Origin of the sequence: Cytobacillus sp. Bva_UNVM-123 (assembly GCF_046351715.2) — a bacterium.
Taxonomy (GTDB): Bacteria; Bacillota; Bacilli; order Bacillales; family Cytobacillaceae; genus Cytobacillus.
This window is the reverse complement of record NZ_CM177772.1, coordinates 3,017,013-3,033,835: the sequence shown is the minus strand read 5'-3', so window position 1 is coordinate 3,033,835 and position 16,823 is coordinate 3,017,013. Positions and strand designations below refer to the sequence as shown.

26 protein-coding genes are annotated in these 16,823 nt (G+C 30.4%); all 26 read left to right on the top strand.

Going from position 1 to position 16,823, the window contains the following annotated elements:
• The first annotated feature begins 11 nt into the window (after positions 1-11).
• The 26 genes from KDN24_RS15270 to KDN24_RS15145 all read left to right on the top strand — a co-directional run bounded on the left by KDN24_RS15270 (position 12) and on the right by KDN24_RS15145 (position 16,721).
• On the top strand, positions 12-1,136 hold the full coding sequence (locus KDN24_RS15270) for a hypothetical protein (RefSeq protein ID WP_491348066.1): 1,125 nt from the start codon (positions 12-14) through the stop codon (positions 1,134-1,136).
• Entirely contained in the window at positions 1,133-2,839 is a 1,707-nt protein-coding gene (locus tag KDN24_RS15265) for a DHH family phosphoesterase (RefSeq protein WP_491348065.1), read from the top strand. Before KDN24_RS15270 ends, KDN24_RS15265 begins: the two co-directional genes overlap by 4 nt.
• 55 nt (positions 2,840-2,894) lie before the next feature.
• Positions 2,895-6,830, top strand: coding sequence for a PHP domain-containing protein (locus KDN24_RS15260; RefSeq protein ID WP_409971806.1), 3,936 nt, complete (start codon positions 2,895-2,897; stop codon positions 6,828-6,830).
• Between the two features lie 130 nt (positions 6,831-6,960).
• On the top strand, positions 6,961-7,263 hold the full coding sequence (locus KDN24_RS15255) for a hypothetical protein (RefSeq protein WP_409971807.1): 303 nt from the start codon (positions 6,961-6,963) through the stop codon (positions 7,261-7,263).
• 4 nt (positions 7,264-7,267) lie between these two features.
• Positions 7,268-7,624, top strand: coding sequence for a 3D domain-containing protein (locus KDN24_RS15250; protein ID WP_409971808.1), 357 nt, complete (start codon positions 7,268-7,270; stop codon positions 7,622-7,624).
• Between the two features lie 4 nt (positions 7,625-7,628).
• Positions 7,629-7,997 (top strand): hypothetical protein, encoded by a 369-nt coding sequence (locus KDN24_RS15245; protein WP_409971809.1) that lies wholly within the window; start codon positions 7,629-7,631, stop codon positions 7,995-7,997.
• On the top strand, positions 7,991-8,491 hold the full coding sequence (locus KDN24_RS15240; protein ID WP_409971810.1) for a hypothetical protein: 501 nt from the start codon (positions 7,991-7,993) through the stop codon (positions 8,489-8,491). The genes KDN24_RS15245 and KDN24_RS15240 overlap by 7 nt, the downstream gene beginning before the upstream one ends.
• Positions 8,492-8,529: 38 nt before the next feature.
• Positions 8,530-8,898, top strand: coding sequence for a hypothetical protein (locus KDN24_RS15235; protein WP_409971811.1), 369 nt, complete (start codon positions 8,530-8,532; stop codon positions 8,896-8,898).
• Positions 8,899-8,944: 46 nt separating this feature from the next.
• On the top strand, positions 8,945-9,247 hold the full coding sequence (locus KDN24_RS15230; RefSeq protein WP_409971812.1) for a hypothetical protein: 303 nt from the start codon (positions 8,945-8,947) through the stop codon (positions 9,245-9,247).
• Between the two features lie 35 nt (positions 9,248-9,282).
• On the top strand, positions 9,283-9,648 hold the full coding sequence (locus KDN24_RS15225; protein WP_409971813.1) for a hypothetical protein: 366 nt from the start codon (positions 9,283-9,285) through the stop codon (positions 9,646-9,648).
• A gap of 122 nt (positions 9,649-9,770) precedes the next feature.
• Positions 9,771-10,274: a hypothetical protein gene (locus tag KDN24_RS15220; RefSeq protein WP_409971814.1), complete on the top strand. Its 504-nt coding sequence runs from the start codon at positions 9,771-9,773 to the stop codon at positions 10,272-10,274.
• A 103-nt stretch (positions 10,275-10,377) separates the two neighbouring features.
• Positions 10,378-10,692, top strand: coding sequence for a hypothetical protein (locus KDN24_RS15215; RefSeq protein ID WP_409971815.1), 315 nt, complete (start codon positions 10,378-10,380; stop codon positions 10,690-10,692).
• Positions 10,689-11,063, top strand: coding sequence for a hypothetical protein (locus KDN24_RS15210; RefSeq protein ID WP_409971816.1), 375 nt, complete (start codon positions 10,689-10,691; stop codon positions 11,061-11,063). The genes KDN24_RS15215 and KDN24_RS15210 overlap by 4 nt, the downstream gene beginning before the upstream one ends.
• 57 nt (positions 11,064-11,120) lie before the next feature.
• A complete protein-coding gene (locus KDN24_RS15205) occupies positions 11,121-11,639 on the top strand; it encodes a hypothetical protein (protein ID WP_409971817.1) in 519 nt (172 codons plus the stop codon).
• A gap of 26 nt (positions 11,640-11,665) precedes the next feature.
• Positions 11,666-12,391 carry a metallophosphoesterase family protein gene (locus KDN24_RS15200; protein ID WP_409971818.1) on the top strand — a complete coding sequence of 242 codons (726 nt, stop codon included), beginning with the start codon at positions 11,666-11,668 and terminating at the stop codon, positions 12,389-12,391.
• A gap of 57 nt (positions 12,392-12,448) precedes the next feature.
• Positions 12,449-12,691, top strand: coding sequence for a hypothetical protein (locus KDN24_RS15195; RefSeq protein WP_409971819.1), 243 nt, complete (start codon positions 12,449-12,451; stop codon positions 12,689-12,691).
• 16 nt (positions 12,692-12,707) lie between these two features.
• On the top strand, positions 12,708-12,887 hold the full coding sequence (locus KDN24_RS15190) for a hypothetical protein (RefSeq protein ID WP_409971820.1): 180 nt from the start codon (positions 12,708-12,710) through the stop codon (positions 12,885-12,887).
• Between the two features lie 33 nt (positions 12,888-12,920).
• Positions 12,921-13,088: a hypothetical protein gene (locus KDN24_RS15185; protein ID WP_409971821.1), complete on the top strand. Its 168-nt coding sequence runs from the start codon at positions 12,921-12,923 to the stop codon at positions 13,086-13,088.
• A gap of 37 nt (positions 13,089-13,125) precedes the next feature.
• Positions 13,126-13,395 carry a hypothetical protein gene (locus KDN24_RS15180; protein ID WP_409971822.1) on the top strand — a complete coding sequence of 90 codons (270 nt, stop codon included), beginning with the start codon at positions 13,126-13,128 and terminating at the stop codon, positions 13,393-13,395.
• Between the two features lie 30 nt (positions 13,396-13,425).
• Positions 13,426-13,707: a hypothetical protein gene (locus tag KDN24_RS15175; protein ID WP_409971823.1), complete on the top strand. Its 282-nt coding sequence runs from the start codon at positions 13,426-13,428 to the stop codon at positions 13,705-13,707.
• Positions 13,704-13,832, top strand: coding sequence for a hypothetical protein (locus KDN24_RS15170; protein ID WP_409971824.1), 129 nt, complete (start codon positions 13,704-13,706; stop codon positions 13,830-13,832). Before KDN24_RS15175 ends, KDN24_RS15170 begins: the two co-directional genes overlap by 4 nt.
• Before the next feature lie 108 nt (positions 13,833-13,940).
• Positions 13,941-14,126 (top strand): hypothetical protein, encoded by a 186-nt coding sequence (locus tag KDN24_RS15165; RefSeq protein ID WP_409971825.1) that lies wholly within the window; start codon positions 13,941-13,943, stop codon positions 14,124-14,126.
• Between the two features lie 35 nt (positions 14,127-14,161).
• Positions 14,162-14,368 (top strand): hypothetical protein, encoded by a 207-nt coding sequence (locus KDN24_RS15160; protein ID WP_409971826.1) that lies wholly within the window; start codon positions 14,162-14,164, stop codon positions 14,366-14,368.
• A gap of 53 nt (positions 14,369-14,421) precedes the next feature.
• Positions 14,422-15,384: a DNA cytosine methyltransferase gene (locus KDN24_RS15155; RefSeq protein ID WP_409971827.1), complete on the top strand. Its 963-nt coding sequence runs from the start codon at positions 14,422-14,424 to the stop codon at positions 15,382-15,384.
• 45 nt (positions 15,385-15,429) lie between these two features.
• Complete coding sequence (locus KDN24_RS15150; protein WP_409971828.1) at positions 15,430-16,281, top strand: DNA adenine methylase; 852 nt, start codon at positions 15,430-15,432, stop codon at positions 16,279-16,281.
• 248 nt (positions 16,282-16,529) lie between these two features.
• Positions 16,530-16,721: a hypothetical protein gene (locus tag KDN24_RS15145; RefSeq protein ID WP_409971829.1), complete on the top strand. Its 192-nt coding sequence runs from the start codon at positions 16,530-16,532 to the stop codon at positions 16,719-16,721.
• The last annotated feature ends 102 nt before the right edge of the window (positions 16,722-16,823 follow it).

The window sequence follows — 16,823 nt, the reverse complement described above, 5'->3', positions numbered from 1 at the left end:
GGTGATGCCCAATGAAACTGGATAAGGATGCTATTAAAGCAAGTTTAACAGAGGATGATATACATAAGATACTTTTAGATTTGGGTAGCGAAAAAGCTAAAGAAGACAAAGAGAAAAACCCAATATTCACAACTGTTTGTCATAATTCAAAAGGCGGGAGCCACAAACTTTATTACTACAAGGAAGGCAAATTATTCCATTGCTATACTACATGTGGAGAGAGTATGGATATCTATGAGCTAGTTATTCGTTCTCATTCACAAAGAGGTGTTGAAATATCTTTCCATAAGGCTATACAGTATGTAGCTAATATTACAGGTAAATTTATTACTTCTAATATACTTTTAAAGGAAAGTCACATAGTTGATGACTGGAATTGGCTGAATCGATTCAAGAGGAAAGAAAAGGTTGAATTAAATATTCCCACTATTAATGAAAACATCTTGGATGTGTTTATTAAAAAGCCCCATGAACTATGGCTCAATGAAATTACATATGAAACACAAATGAAATTTGAAGTATGTTATTACTTTCGAGAAAACAGAATAATCACCCCACATAGAAACATAGATAGCGAATTAATTGGATTAACTGGTAGAGCACTAAATCAAGAAAGCATTGACATTGGTCAGAAATATATGCCAATTAGTGTTGAGAATAAAATATATTCATTCCCCACAATTTATAATTTATATGGATTACATAAAACTAAACATGCAATTAAAAGATTAAAAAAGGCTGCGATATTTGAGTCTCAGAAATCAGTTATGAAATGTGAAGATTTTTATGGTAAAAATAATTTTAGTGTGGCAACTTGTAGTAGTAATATATCAAACTACCACAGAGATTTAATTTTAGAATTAGGTGTTGAGGAGGTATTTATCTGCTTTGATAAATTCAGAGGAAAAAAAGAAAACGAAACAGATGAGAAGTATAGTAGTAGATTAATTGATTACCAAGAAAACATATTAAAACTAGCAAAAAAATTCTCATCATTTACTAGGGTTTACATACTATGGGATTTCAAAGGCTTACTTGAAGATAAAGATGCGCCAGTTGATAAAGGGCAACAAATACTTGAATTATTAATGAAGGATAAATTTGAAGTTACAACGAAAGATGAGGTGATTACTTGAAGTTTGAACTAATTGGGAAAAATAACTATTTAGAACCAATTGAAACAGTTTTAATCAACAGAGAAATTGATGATATTCAATCATTTATGTCGATAAGTGAAAAGGATGTTTTGCATTGGAGTAAGTTGAAAAATATTGAAAGAGCTGTATCTTGCTTACTACAACATATAAAAAAAGGTAATAAAATTTTCATTCAAATTGATCCTGATATCGATGGAAACGCAGCAGCAGCATTATTAATAAGCCATTTAACTACTATATTTCCAACAATTGATATTCAATGGAGACTTCAAGAAGGGAAAGAACATGGTATTATTATTGAAAATATACCTGATAACATTAATTTAGTTATTGTTCCAGACGCAGGCTCTAATCAATTTAAAGAGCACAGTCTATTAAAAAAAAGCGGAGTTGATATAATTGTTTTAGATCATCATGAGTGCGATGAAGAATCAAATGACGCCATTGTTGTAAATAGTCAAATTTCTCCTGAGTACTCAAATAAACAATTTTCAGGAGTGGGTGTCGTATATAAGTTTTGTAAGGCATTGGATGATAAACTAAATGTTAAATTAGCAGACAAATATTTAGATTTAGTGGCTATTGGTAATATTGCCGATTCTCAGGATATGAGATCTCCAGAAACTAGATATTTCGCAGAAAAAGGTTTAAAAAATATAAAAAATAAATTAATTAAGGAATTGTTCAAAAAACAATCATATTCAACAAAAGGAGTAATAAATATTACTTCCACCAGTTTTTATATTAACCCATTATTAAATGCTTGTATTCGTGTAGGAACAATGCAGGAAAAAGAGCAAATGTTTAGAGCTTTATTGGAATCAGATGAGGAGATATACTATAAAAGAAAAAATATCAATGAGCCTATTGAAAAAAATACAGCCCGTATTCTAGGAAATTTAAAAGCTAAACAAGACAGGATGCGTAATAAAGGTGTTGAACTTATTACTGAGCGAATAGATGATAAAAAACTACTATCAAATAAAGTATTAATTGTAGATACAACTGAAATATTACATAAAAATTTAAATGGTTTAGTAGCAAATAAACTTGCTGAAACATACAGAAGACCAACTCTATTATTTAGAAAAAAAGAAGAAAATGAACAAATTTTAAGAGGATCTGGACGAGGCTATGACAAAGGTATAATTAAAGATCTGAAACAATTTCTAAATAATACAAACAAATTTATTTTCTGCGAAGGTCATGCAAACGCACATGGCTTTGAAATTGAAGCTCAGAAATTAATAGAAGCCAATGAACTAATAAATGACCAACTTGGTGACTTTGAAGACATTGATTATCATCAAGTAGACTTTGTGTTTACAAATAAAAACATTCCAAAGGAATTTATTCTTGAATTGAGCCGTCATAAAGATTTATGGGGATATAAAGTTGAGGAGCCTTTAATTGCAATAACTGAAGTTGAAATAAATAAGGATGAAATATACTTAAACGGAAAAACATCTAAGACATTAAAATTTGAGAATTGGGGAATTGAATATATTAAGCCCTTCAGTAATGAGGATGAATGGAAAACTCTAAAAAGTAAAGGCGAGAGACTAGTACTCAACATTGTTGGGAAATGCACTGTAAATGAGTGGAATGGAAAAATTAAGCCACAGATTGCTATAGAAGACTATGAAGTAGTTAAAGTAAAAAAGAAAGAGTTTGTTTTTTAATATCAATTTAAAGTAATTAATTTAATATATATAACGAAAGAAGGTGACGCTAATAGTGTGCTTCATTTCTTGTCATAATCATACTGCAAAAGGAAGCAATCTAAGATTACTAGACTGCACGAATGATGTTAAAGAATTGATTCTAACTGCTGCCAAAAATAATTACAAAGGGATTGCTATAACCGATCATGAATCAGTTTCAGCCCATGTAGAAGCAATTAAGAAGACTAAAGAATTAAAGGAAAAAGGGAAAATACCTGAAGATTTCAAATTAATACTTGGGAATGAAATATACCTTGTAAATTCCTTAGAGGAAGTAAGAGATAATTATAAGTCTGGAGCAACTAAATTTCCTCACTTTATATTAATTAGCAAGTCAAAAAAAGGACATGAGCTACTTAGATACCTAAGCAGCAAGGCTTGGGAAAAGTCGTTTTATACAGGAATGATGGAACGAACACCCACTGTAAAAAATGAGTTAGAAAGTGTAATAAGAGAGAATCCTAATCAGCTAATTGCTACCACTGCTTGCTTAGGATCTGAAAGTTCAATTCACTTACTTGAAATAAAAAATGCGGAAGAACAAGGAGATTCTGATAAAGCTAACTATCATAGAGCTGAATTAGATAAGTTTATTAGATGGTGTATTAATATATTTGGAAAAGAAAATTTCTTTATTGAGTTACAACCAGCTTTATCGGAAGAACAAATATATGTAAACAATAAACTTATTCCAATGGCAGATTATTATGGACTAAAAAGGATTATTGCAACAGATACGCATTATCTCAGACCAGAGGACAGAGTAGTACATAAAGCCTTTTTAAACTCCAAAGATGGAGAAAGAGAAGTGGAATCATTCTATGAAGCTTGCTTTCTTCAAACTGAGGAAGAAGTTTTTGAACGAATGAGCTATATCGATAGGGAAATTATTGAGGATGCCCTAGAAAATACATTGTTAATTGGAGAAATGGTTGAAAATTATACAATTGAGCATCAGCCAGTAATACCAAAGATTGCTTTACCTGAATTTGAGGTTCGTCACTTGTTTAAACCAGCCTATGATAAATATGATTACATAAAAAAAATGGCTTATTCTGAAAATGAGCAAGACAGGTATATGATTAAAGTTTTAGAGGATGGCTTTAAGGAAAATATTCCTTTTAATACACTAACCAAAGAAAATTTTCATTTAATATTAAATCGAATCAACATGGAATTAGAAGAGCTATGGGAGATAAGTTTAATATTAAACCAAGCCATGACTTCTTATTATATAACGGTTCGTGAAATTATTAATATTATTTGGGATGATGAGTGTGGAGGAAATAGCCTTGTTGGGTCTGGAAGAGGATCAGCAGCAGGCTTCCTAGTCAATTACCTCTTAGGGATTACTCAAGTGAATCCATTGGAGTATAATATTGAATTGCCTCACTGGAGGCATTTACACAAGAGTCGTGTTGATATTCCAGATATTGATATAGACACAGAAGGAAGTAAAAGACCACAAATCATTCAGGCTTTAAGGAATCACTTTGGAGAGACTAAGATACTACAAGTTTGCACATTTGGTACAGAGAAAAGTAAATCTGCACTACAAACAGCTTGCAGAGGACTAGAAATTGATTCTGACATAGCTTTATATTTAAGTGGTATGATTCCCTTTGAGCGAGGAGAAAATTGGTCGCTATCTGATTGCTTTTTCGGAAATGAGGAGCTGGACAGAAAACCTATTAAAGAATTTATTAGAGAAGTAGAAAAATATCCACACTTAAAAGAAACTGCTCTTAAAATTGAAGGATTGGTTAATAAGCGTAGTGTTCATGCTGGTGGAGTAATTTTGTTTAATGAAGACTACTATAAGTCAAACGCAATGATGAAATCTCCTAGTGGAGATCCTATTACACAGTATAATTTAGGTGACAGCGAAGCCATTGGAAATGTAAAATTTGACCTTTTAACTATCGAAGCTTTAGATAAAATACGAACAACACTTGATATGCTTATAGAACATAAAGAAATTGAATGGAAAGGAAACCTGAGAAAAACTTTTCATCATTATTTACATCCTGATAACATTGAAAAGACAGACGATAAAATTTATGAGATGTTGGGAAGTGGAGAAATTTTAGATTTGTTTCAGTTTTCTACCGAAATAGGAATTGAAACAGCGAAAAAGGTTAAGCCTAGTAATTTATTAGAGACAGCATCTGCAAATTCACTAATGAGACTTATGTCAGATGGAGAAGAGCAACCAATTGATACTTTTATAAAATATAAAAACAACATTTCTCTATGGTATGAAGAATTAAATAAATACAGCTTGAATAATGAAGAGATTAAGATAATGGAAGAGCACTTACTTAAACTAAATGGAGTAGCTGAAACACAGGAGTCAGTAATGCTACTTTCAATGGACAAAAGAATTGCAGGATTTGATGTTAGTTTAGCAAATAAACTTCGTAAAGCAATTGCTAAAAAATCAAAAGATGCTCTAGAAGAAGTGGAGAAGAAGTTTTTTGAATATGGAAGAGAATTAAATAATAGGGAAGAGATTTTAAACTATGTGTGGAATGTCCAAATTAAACGTCAGCTCGGATATAGCTTTTCTGTTTTACATACACTTGCATACAGTTTAGTTGCTATACAAGAAATAAATTTAAATTACAAATATAATCCTTTATTTTGGCAAACCGCATGTTTATCAGTAAATGCTGGCAGTTCAGAAATGCTAGAAATAGAAGAAGACCATAAAAGCAAATCTACTGACTATGGTAAGATTGCTTCCGCAATAGGAAATATCCGCCAAAGAGGAGTGAAAATAGCACTTCCCGATATTAATAAAGCGAAATTTGGATTCATACCTGACCTAGAAAACGATTCAATTATATTTGGGTTAAAAGGGATGAATGGTATTGGGGATGAGGTTATCCATGAAATAATTGAAAATAGACCATATACTTCCTTCAATGACTTTTTAGTAAAGATGTTTGATAGTAAAACTGTTAAGAATGGACAAATGATGCAATTAATTAAAGGGGGTTGCTTTGACTCATTCGGCAATCGAAAAGATTTAATGAAGCGATTCATTAAACACACATTTGAGCCTAAGAAGAAGCTAAATATGCAAAATATGTCTATGTTAGTCAATAAAAACATGCTGCCTAATAATTTTCACTTAGAGTCAAGACTTTTTAAGTTTAGAGCCTACATATCTCAAACAGTCCACGAGATTGTTAGTAAGCCAAAAGATAGATTATTTAAGTTAGACCATATAGCTCAACCATTTTTCGAGAAGCATTTCACAGAAGACTGTGTAGTTAAAATGACTGATGATGGGTACTTAGTAATCTCTGAAAAGAAATTTAAAAAAGAGTACGATAAAAAAATGAATGTGTTAAGGGAGTGGATGGCTAATGAAGAAAACGTGCAATTTATTAATGAGCAGTTATTCAATGAGGTTTGGCTAGACTTTGAAAGAGAACCTTTAGGGAAGTGGGAGATGGACTCTCTCTCATTTTACTACAATGAACATGAGCTAGGACATGTGAATACTAAAAAGTACGACATTGTTTCATTCAATGAGCTACAAGCAACTCCAATAGTAACCAAGGAATACGTATCTCGTGGAATTCCAAGACAAGAGTTTCAACTATATAGGATAGCAGGGACAGTTCTTGATAGAGATAAAAATAAACATCGTGTAACGATTTTAACCACAGATGGAGTAGTAACTGTTAAATTCTATGCAGGAGCGTTTTCACATTATAATAAACAAATATCTCGACCAATTTCTAAGGATGAAAAGGAGATAATAGAACGATCATGGTTTACAAGGGGAAACAAGATATTACTTACAGGATTTAGAAGAGGGAATCAGTTTATACCAAGAAAATATCGTAACTCAATTTATCAAAGCACTGTAGCTCTTATACAAGAGGTATCTCCAAATGGAGATTTAATTCTTCAAACAGTAAGAGCTGAGGCATAGAATTCACGTTAAAATAAAGGTTTTATCTAAACATTATAATTGCTAAATTTTTGTAAATAACCCTTTACAAAATAATTAAACTAATATAGAATGATAATATACTAATTAGAGAGTGTGGTGATGAATCCTCTTGCTTGCATTAGAAGAGGAGAAGATTATGAAAGGTTTTTATCTTAGTGTTGCTATTATAACAGTTTTGGTGGCTTTAGGAATTGTAAGTAGTAATATTCATGAGAGAGAAATTATTAAAAAGGAAGATGAAATAAAGAAACTTAATGAGATAGTAAGAGAGCAACAGGACAAGATTGATACATATAAAATTAATTTAAAAGAATTAAACAAACAATTGATAATTAAAGAAAATGAAATTATTGAAATAGAAAAGCAATTAACGGTTTTAAATACAAAAGTAAAGAACGGAAGATCTCCCTAGCCAGATGGTGAGTAGAGGGAGTTCAAATGTAAAAAGAACACTTTATGTGACTGCCACTGCATACACGTCTTTTTGTAAAGAAGGCTGTATAGGCAAGACAAGTTTAGGTATAGATGTATCCAAAGATATTACTTATAACGGAATGAGAATAATTGCAGCAGATAGAGCTATTATTAAACCTAAATCAATTGTTAGAGTTTACACAAGAGATGAAACCTTTATTGCATATGTAGCTGATACTGGTTCAGCCATAGTTGGTAATAAGATTGATGTGCTAGTATCTGTTAGGAATGAAAAAGTTGCATTTGATTTTGGAAAACAGAAGAATGTGAAAGTGGAAATATTGAGAGAAGGAGAGTGATAATTTGAGAGTTTGGAATTTTAACATAGGCGATCATGCTGTAATAAACCGAAAAGCTATTGTTGGATTACCAGACAATGTTGGAGATTTAATTCAAATTGCTGATCAGCTAGATTATGGATCATATGACTATAGAGTGAAGCTTCCAGATGGTACATATACAAAAGTCAAAGAAATAGAATTAAATAAAATTAATTCAGATGACTCAATTTTAAAAATTAACATTGGTGATACGTATTTAAACAGTAAGAAAGAAAAAGGTAAAATAATATTAATAGACTATTTATATAGACAATGCGAGATAGAGTATATAGATGGATCGATGGAAGTAGTTGATATAAGTAATGTTGTGAAGGAAGGGATAGAATGTTAATTATTCTTGAGGGAAACGAGTGTTGTTTTAAAACTACAATAGCAGAAAAATTACATAAAGAATTAAATATTCCTATAATAAAAGGATCTTCTTTTGAGCATTCGCAATGTACGAATGAGGAATTGATACATAAGTTTAAAGAGCTGACCAAGCTTAACAATACAATCATTGATAGATTTATATATAGCAATAGAGTTTATGCAACTTTATATAAAGATTATGCAATTTTGACCAACGAGCAAAGAAAAGAAATTGAGGACTTGATTAAAAATAAAGCCACAGTCTATTACTTACATGCTGATGACAATGTAATTGAAGAAAGAATTAGACAACGTGGAGATGAATATGTTGATGTGAGCATGGTCGGCAAGATAAATGATGAATATACAAGAGCAATTTTAGATTGTAACTTAAGAATTCAAGTGTACAACACAAACGAATGGACAAGTAATGAAATCACTGAAGAAATAATTAAAGATAATAAATTAAATTAATATAAAAATCTCAGTTTATTAAGAAAGGAGGATTTTCTTTGGTTAGAATAATTGAAATTCATTATGCAGTAAACAATAAAGATAAATTTCAATCAAGAATTATTGAAGAAGATTCTTTTGAAATATATAAAGAAAATATAATTAAAGACGGGAATTCAAAGCTCCCTAACCAGTCTATTCCACGACACTGTAAGGTAGAAAATATGAATAGTGGTGAAGGATGGTTAGAGTGTGAATTCACAAATCCTTTTCACAGTGCAAAGATGAAACATATAGCGTGGGAATTAACACTAAATGAAGATAAAATAATAAAATTTGAAAATGGTGGAAAGATACATATGTTAGAGCCTTCTAATGATGTTGTCCGAGGATATATTAGAGAATTCGAATGTGATTTTACTAAATAAATTAATTGTTTTAACATGATTAATTAAATAAAAAGGAGTGGTGATAATGCAAGCTGGAAGTAATGAGTGGTTTAAAAAACTTAATGAGAATTACAAATTTTCACTAAAAATTGCTTTTGTTCTAATTAAGGAGCGAGACGGTAATACAAGTATATTTAGCACTGAAATTAAATCAAAGTCACAAATAGAAAACGTAAAATATTCTCACATCAGCAAAGATACATGGAATAGTGAAGGTTCTGCCGTTTTATTAGTAAAGGAAATCAAAGATGCTTCACATTACCTGCAAGAAATAAAGCGATTAAAGGTGATTTGGGGATTTGCATTGATTAAGAAAGAGGCAATATAAAGTAGGCTGTTTTACTCAATATGAAAGGAGCTTTTATGAATATAGAGTTAATAAAGAAATTTATGAAGATTGTTCAAAAATATTCTCCAAGCTGTTTTATTAATTCAAACTTCGAGTTAATTATTGAACCTAAAAACAATATTTATTTCAGATTAGAGAATGTAGAAACAGAGTTGGAATTGAAGTGTAAAGTTTTAGCTTGGTTATCCAGACCAAGTTGTAAGGGAGTTAGTGACTATTGGCAGAAAAGGATTAGAGCTGTTGTGAATGAGTTTTTAGAAACTGATTTCAACTTTGAAGAAATGAACGAAATTTACACTTATTTAGGAAATGACTGCAATAGAAAAAAGACAATTAAATTCATTGAGTCCAATTATGACTTAAATATGCTTTATACATAATATGAAACTAAATCTTAATAAATCAACTCTTTTATGATGAAAAGGAGGTGATTAACATGTAACAATCAATTACTTTTCGTCACCCTAGTCATTGGAAATAATATAAAATTGGAGGAATAAAAATGAGTAATTTAGAGAGCAGAGAGTCCTATGTTGAGAGAGAATTAAATAACTGGAAAGAAAGTTACATAGTAAAACCTGAACAGGATTTTTTACTTCGGTCAATGTTTGAATTGCAATTTCAATTCAAAGTGACACCTGATGAACATGTTAAAGCTAAACGAGATCTAATTTATACAATTCAAGGGATAATGTCTAGTTTGAAATTAGTACCAGCGTTAAATAAAGATAGATTTAAAGTTTTGGTAATAGTAGGTAGCGATCATAAACAAGTAAGAGTATTTCAGATGTTTCAAAAAATGTTTGTTGATAGAATTCCATTAAATGAAATACAGGTTAGTGGAAATGGTAAAATCCGTGTCCCTGTAATCAATACTAAAGAATTTGAAATTAGAATTGAAAATGACAATATAAATTTACTTCGTGGATTAAGAGCAGATTACATATTAAACCTATCTGGAAACACAGAAGTTGATGAGTATTTTAGAAATATGAATCAATTATAAAAATAAATTAAATACATAATGGAGGTAATCAATAAAGATTACCTCTAAACATAAAATTTGTATTTTATTAGAACAATAGATTAACTAAAGGAGGATATGTTATATGGAATTATTTAATCATTTAGCTTTTGGAACACCGAATGGATTATCGGTCAAAGACATGGAAAGGGTAATAGATAAATTGTTAAGTGACTTTGACTGGCTATGTCACAATGACCTTACAATAAAGGAACTAAATATAGCTGTAAACACTGGAGAAATCACATTTATATATAATACTGAGCCTTGGGAGCAAGCTGTATGCGTCTCATTTAACGCAAACGGTTCTCAAATATCTATTAATTCAAATGATCCCAATGCGACAATAGATGTTTTTAATTCATTGTGTGAGTTAGATTGGGGATGGACTGAAGTATGAAATGTAAAATGTCTGAATGTCAATGGTGTGCGTTTGAACAGTGTTGTCCAGAGAGTAAAGAGATTTATAATGAAGCAATTCCAAATAGCAAAGAGTGTCCCCATTATTATGATTTAAAAAGTACTGCTGAAGTAAATCGAAAGGAAATAATTGATGAGATTAATGATATTTTAAAAGAACTAGGTGGAACACTTTCAAGTAAACACTTAAATGAATTAATGTCCATGAAAGCCAAAGAACTCTGGAGTGCTTACGAGGCAACATATGATTTATATAGATCTCATCGAACAAATTTAGCATTAGACGAGATACTAAAAGAGGTTGAAAAGCATGGTGTTAAATGGGTAAAGGAAAAATATAAAATTAAATAAATACATATAAAATAGGAATTTTAAATGGAAAAAATAAATTAAAAAGGAGATTAAAAAATGAGGAATGTACAATGTTTCAAAATTAAAAATGGAACGAATTTTGATAAGGCTATAAAGAAACATTTTAAATTACGTTCAAAATGGGACAGTGTTTTTCAAAAGGTTGGAGAGTTGTTAGGAGAAAACATCACCAAAATGGCAATTGAGACTGAATATTTATTTGTCGATATTAATGAAATCCAAAATGAAAATAATAAAAAGCTGTTCACTAAAGATGGGAAACTTAAAAGTAATTCAAAGAGAGCTAAACAAATTCTAAATGATTATAAGGAAATTATTAAAACTGAAGGACTTTCTGAGTTTGAGAATTTAAGTTTAATTAACTTCACATATGGAGTAATGAGAAGACGTGGACAAAGTCTTAAAAGCTTTGTGACAAGTGAAGATGATATTTATTATCAAGCAGATTTTGATCTGGAAAAAGAATCTAATGGGCTTGTTATACCTATCTCAGAAATTGAGTATGAAGAGAAGTATTTAGAAGAGTTGAAAAAGAGAGAATCCAGAACAGCTTAAATCAGCAATACTAAAAGAAATGGAGGTTGACTACTATAGATAGAATACTTGTAATTAGTGATATTCATGGCTGCTATGATGAATTTGATAAGCTCCTACACACTGTAAAATATAGCTCAGCAACAGATCAATTGATTTTACTTGGAGATTACATAGACAGAGGTAAAGATAATAAGAAAGTTGTTGAAATTGTAAGAGAACTTGAAGGATATGGAGCAATTGCGTTGAGAGGTAACCATGATCAGATGTTTTTAGATTTTGTTAAGAGACCACATGTATACTCAAATGTTTACAATTATTTGAGAAATGGCGGAGAAATAACTCTTAGAAATTACATAAATGACTTTGACTCTTATCAATGGCACGATGAAACATATAGAAAATGGGCAGAGGAAATTGTGTTGCAGCATGGTGATGATATAGGTTTTATTGATTCACTCCCTTATTATTACGAAACTGAAGAGTATATATTTACCCATGCAGGGATCAATCCTCATTTAAAAGATTGGAAGAATACAGGCAATGATGATTTCATTTGGATTAGAGATCAATTTTTAAATCACAATCATGAACTTAAGCATACTGTAATTCATGGTCATACTCCATGTACATATTTACATAAGAAGAATGATATCTTCTTTGGTAATAAAAAGATTGGCATAGATGGAGCTTGTGCTTACGGTGGACAGTTAAATTGTTTGGAAATTAAGGATGGAGAATTTAAACAGTATCAAGTATGTAAAATAAATTAAAACAGAAGTTTTATAGATTATTTGTTAGACAAAAATGAGATGAATGGATGGGAATAGATGGTTAAATTGAAACCTCATAACTACAGTTGTATAAGGTGCGAAAGAAAGCAGTATACAAATGAAAAGTGTTTCGGATGCGGTGGAAAAGTATTTGTGGAACTGAAGAATAAACAGGAACTCACTTTATTTTTAACTGATGAAGAATTAGATATTATCATAAATTGGGGATTTATAGTTTCGACTGACAGACCATTGAATGAGAAAGAGCAAGAATTATATTTCAGAATAACTGATTTATAGATGGAGAGGTGATTTTTTGATTGGAATAATAATTGGCTTAATTATTTTTGTCATAGGATTAACTAGTTGTCTTATAGGAGCTGCTGGTTGGGTATTCAATGAAAATAAACACAGAGTGGAGTATTTTTTGATTGGAGCTGTAATTCTAAACACGGGCGGTATTATCGTACAAATTAGTGCTTTATTTATTAAATAAAAAGAATACTTTATTGAGAAAGGAGGTTAAGTAATGACCTATGAGGTAACTGTCACAACATATGATCTTGAAGAGGATACTCAGGTACTTGAAACACAACAATTCGAAGAGTTAGGTACTGCCAAAAGACACTTTGATTCTGTTAAATACCTAAAAAATGTAGATAACGTAAAGTTAACTGTTGTTCTTGAAAGTTGGTGATGAAATCGGGTTTTTATTTAGAAAAGGAGAGAATATGATGAGCGAAATCTTAATAGTTTTTGAGACTGATAAAGATGAGAAAGAATATATTTTGAATAATAAAATTTACGATTGTATACATACTGCATCAATATTACGAGGAGCTGGTAGCATCCATTTAAAAAGAGATGTCACATTCGATACTGTAACTTTCATAAGAAAAGATTACTGTGGTGGAAACTATTGTGATTACGCTCTATATTTAGACAAATTCATAAGAGAATTAAATAACTATAAATTAGTGACCAAGGAAACTAAATACGTGTAAAATCAAGATTTTAAAAGGAGGATGAGATAAATGTACGAGCATATCAATGAAGCTATCGATAAAGTTATTGAATATCATAAAACTCTTGATCCTAAAAGTCACAGCTTGACAGAAAAAGAAGCACATTATTTTATTCAAGGTCTCGAAGTTGCAAAACAAATTGTCAATCAGTCTCAGGAAATTGATATTGAAGAAGTATCTTATGAAACATTTGAAAATGTAGTAAAAAATTTAAGAACTACACTAAATCAATATGATATGGAAGAAATTATTGGTAATGTTTTTATGGAAAAGGAGATGGAAACACTATGAAAAAATATTTAACTATTAATCTAGATGAATTAATGGATCAAGGATACTTTTACACATCATTTGATATCGGAGGAAGAGGTCATCAGATTACGATTGAAGAAGATGATTTAAGATTTCTTAAATGAGTTTGCGGAGATTACTAAGGAAAGAGTAAAAGAACTACTTTATGAAGACGAAGATTTTGAGGAATAAATTGCTATAAAACTGGATTTTAATAGAAAAGGAGGAATAGAATGAGGCTATTTACAGCTAAAAACTTAAAGCAAATTTTTATTCAAGGTGAACTAGAGCCATTTTGTGATGTTGTTGGAATTGATTTGGATGAGTTTGAACAAACAGAAGGACATGAAGTTTACTATTTAATGGATAGAGAAATCGAAGAACTAAAAGAAAAAGGAATTTTTCCAGTGTTTATTTAATATAAAATTCTGTTTTTATTGAAGGGAGATGAATTATGCACATTATTAAATATATTGAAGAAGCACCAGATGGATTAATTAAATGCACATATATTGATATTCTCAACTTTCGCATTTTGATCGCATTAAGTGAATCAATTTGGTACACCAAAAATAAAGTACGAAGGATACCATTTTGGATTAATAATAAAGGATTCTTTTGTTATAAGTTAGCGATTAAAATTGGGATTCGAAAAGAGTAATAAATTCAATTATTTATTGTGTAATTAAAAAGTATAAAAGGAGAATATAATGATTGATTAAAATTTTAGAGCTGTTCGGCGGAATTGGTGCACCAAGAAAAGCATTAATAAACCTTGGAGTTAATCATAAGTGCATTGATTATGTTGAATGGCAGCAAAACAGAGTAAAAGCATATAACGCACTTTACGATCATTTACATAAGCCACAAGATGTTAGAGGTTGGAATTTAAAGCCTGATATATTAGTTCACGGTTCACCATGTCAAGATAATAGCAGAGCAAACAATAATCGAAAAGGCTCTGCTGAAGATTCAAGATCACAGTTAATGCTTGAGACATTGAGAGTAATTAAAGAGATGGGAGAATGGAGACCGAGAGTTGTTATTTGGGAAAATGTTAAAGGAGTTCTGGATAAAAAAGTAATGCCAGTATTCAATTACTATCTTCAAGAAATGGAATCGTTGGGATACACAAACTCATTTGATGTGTTAGATGCTAGAAATTTCGGCATTCCACATGCTCGTGAAAGAGTTTTTTGTATATCATTGTTGGACAATGAAAAGTTTGACTTTAGTAAGCTTGAACACAAACCAATGCGAAGTATAAAGGAATTTTTAGAATATAATCCAGATGATAACATTCCAGAGCAATACATAATTAATATCCCGTCAATGTTAAGTAAAATCAAGGAATTCAATCCTAAACCAACTGGAAGCTACAAACGTCAATTAGATGTTATTATGGACTACTGTTATACAATAACTGAAAGACAGGATAGATGTCCGAATGCAGGAATTATTAGGTTAAATAGACCACAATATCGATATTTAACAGAACGTGAGTGTTGGAGATTACTAGGGTTTGATGATGAAGATTTTGACCTTATGTTGAAGGAATTTCCAACTAAAGAGGGTAAAAGAAACGCTACTTTGTATGCTTTAGCTGGTAATAGTATAGTTGTTGATGTTTTAGAAGCAATATTCAAAGTAATCTTGGACAAACATATATTAAGATAAAACTTCAATTTTATAACAAATAATAAATTAAACTAATATAAGAAGGTGGTTTGTATATCAAATTTTATTAAGTCTCCACTCAATTACGTTGGTGGAAAGTTCAAGTTACTCCCACAAATTATTCCTCTATTCCCTGACAGTATCAATACATTTATCGATCTGTTTGCTGGAGGTTGTAATGTAGGAGTAAATGTTAATGCGAATAGAATTTTATTAAACGATACTCAGGAAGAGGTTATTAATCTAGTAAAATATCTATATGAGAATGATGTAAATACTTTAATTGAAGAACTTGAAGGAATAATGGATAAATTTAGCTTGAATGCATGGGAAAAAGAACCATATTTAGCATTACGTGATGCTTATAATAATGGTGATAAATCCGAAATGATGTTTTATGCTTTAGTGGTTCATTCCTTTAGTAATCAAATTAGATTCAATCGACATGGTAAATTTAATATGCCTGTAGGGAAAAGAACATTCAATCCGCAACTAAGAAAACGATTCATTACTTTTGTAGATGTAATTAAACAAAAAAATCTAACCTTTTCTACCTGTGACTTTGCCACCTTGAAGTCAAGCAAACTAAATGAAGATGATTTTGTATATTGCGATCCTCCTTATCTTGTTACTACGGCTGCTTATAACGAACAAGGCGGATGGAGTGAAGAACATGAATTCAAATTATTTAATTTGTTAGATGAGTTAAATGAGAATGATATAAAATTCGCTTTATCAAATGTTTTTGAGAACAAAGGAAAGAAAAATGATATATTAATCGAATGGTCTAGAAAATACAAAATTCATTATCTGAATAATACATACTCAAATTGTAATTATCAAGCTAAAGATAAAAGTAAAAATAGCACTGTTGAGGTGCTAGTAACAAATTACTAAACTATACTTTCCAAAAGGAGTTGATTAAAATGCCCAATGAACCAACAACAGAGAATACACTACAACTGATAAATGAATCATATAAGTTACTGGATGAAATGTTTCATATGTTAGATAGTAGTAATCCAAATACGGAACATGTTAAACATATCAATGATAACTTAGCTGCATCAGTAAATTATATTGTTTATGCAAATACATACTTAAAGTCGAAAAAATTATAGTCAATGGAGGAGGCTCAAATAAATTTGCCATTTAATGAATACAAGCTAGAAACCTTATTATCCTTTGTTAGTAAATTAGAAGAACAAATAGGAGAAATATCATTAAAATTAGAGTTTAATCGAGATATCAAGGACTTAGATTGGGATGAATACGAGGTAAACATATCTAATATGTATAACACTTTGCGATTACTTAAAGAAGAAATTAATTACTAATAACACAATTTAAAATAATTAAACTAAACTATTGACTATGATTTAATTAAACTAATATAATTATATTATCCTGAAAGAGTGATATAGATTTATTGACACTCT